The 1403-nt window shown below is 71.5% G+C and carries 1 protein-coding gene; it reads right to left on the bottom strand.

What is annotated here, in order from left to right:
• On the bottom strand, window positions 1-1378 hold a 1378-nt coding region (locus tag DQW06_RS25680; protein ID WP_232833155.1), incomplete at its 3' end, for a condensation domain-containing protein.
• Window positions 1379-1403 lie beyond the last annotated feature (25 nt).

Below are 1403 nucleotides of genomic sequence, written 5' to 3'. Positions count from 1 at the left end.
CGATGGTGCCCGGTGTGTGCGCGGTGGTCGGGCCCGTGCCCCAGGCGCGCAACCGGGCCCCCTCCCCCGGGACCAGGACCTCAAGCGCGCCGACCGCCGATCCGGGATCGGCGCACACCTGCTCCACCACCCGCAGCAAACGCTCGCCCATCAGCCGCACCGTGCCCTCGTCGAAGGAGTCGGTCCGGAAGTTCAGGTCGAACCCGAACGCGGGTCCGGTCCGGTAGGCGAGGACCAGCGGGTAGTGGGAAGCGTTCGTCACCTCCGGCCGCGTGATGCGCAACCCGTCGACCGCGTCGCCCCGGAACGCCCCCGCGTACTGTTCGGACGTCACCATCACGTTGAACAGCTCACCGGAGATCCCGGCCGCCTCCTGGGCGGCGAAGAGCCCGAGGTCCTCGTGGCCGAGCAGCCGCAGGTGCCTGCGGTGCAGCGCCCCGAGCAGCTCACCGAACGCGGTGGCGTCGGTGAGGTCCACCCGCACCGGCATCGTCGTCACGAACTGCCCCGCCATGCCCTCCACACCGTCGAAGCGGGGGTCGCGTCCATGGCTGGTGGCTCCGAAGACCACCTGCGACCTCCCCATGAGCCTGGCCAGCAGAACGGACAGCGCCGCGTGGACGAACGTACTGACCGTCACCCGGTGCTCGGCGCACAGGGACTCGACGGCGGCCGACACCTTCGCGTCGACCTCGAACCTCACCTGCCCGGAGTCGGAGGCCGCGGGCCCGTCCTCTCCCCCCGGAAGGTCCAGGTGCGTGGGTCCCTCGACCCCGCTGAGTTCCTCACGCCACAGCCGGGTGCTCTCCTCCCTCCCCTGCGCGGAGAACCACCGCGCGTAGTCGGAGAAGCGGGCCGCCGGTGACAGCGAGGGCGCGTCCGGGCCCTCCTGGTAGAGGGTGAACAGGTCGTCGAGGAGCACGTCGGTGGACCATCCGTCGACGACGATGTGGTGCTGGTTCAGGACCAGGCGCCAGGCGTCTCCCCCCGGGGTGGAGAAGAGCAGGAAGCGGACCAGCGGTGCCTGCTCCAGATCGAACGCGACTCGGCGGTCCTTCTCGACGATCTCCCGGCACTCCCCGTCGAAGTCCTCCCCCTCCACCACGTGTTCGGCCCACGCGACCGGGGCGGTCTCCCTGACGGCCTGGACGGTCTCCCCGTCGCGCCTCTGGTGGAAGCTCGTGCGCAGGGCGGCGTGCCGGTCCACGAGCCGCTGGGCCGCGCGGCGCAGCCGCTCCGCGTCCAGGCGCCCGTCCATGTCGACGGCCACCTGCTGCGTGTACTGCGACCGGTCGGCCTCGTCGTACAGGGAGTGGAAGAGGATCCCCTGCTGCGCCGGGAGGAGCGCGACGATGTCTTCGACGGCGGGCTTGGCCATGGGTACCAACCTCAGGGTGGGGGTG

The sequence above is a fragment of the Nocardiopsis sp. TNDT3 genome (assembly GCF_003427465.1).
Lineage (GTDB): Bacteria > Actinomycetota > Actinomycetes > Streptosporangiales > Streptosporangiaceae > Nocardiopsis > Nocardiopsis dassonvillei.
Note: the sequence above shows the minus strand (reverse complement) of the source record. Positions and strands in the feature narration are given on the sequence as shown.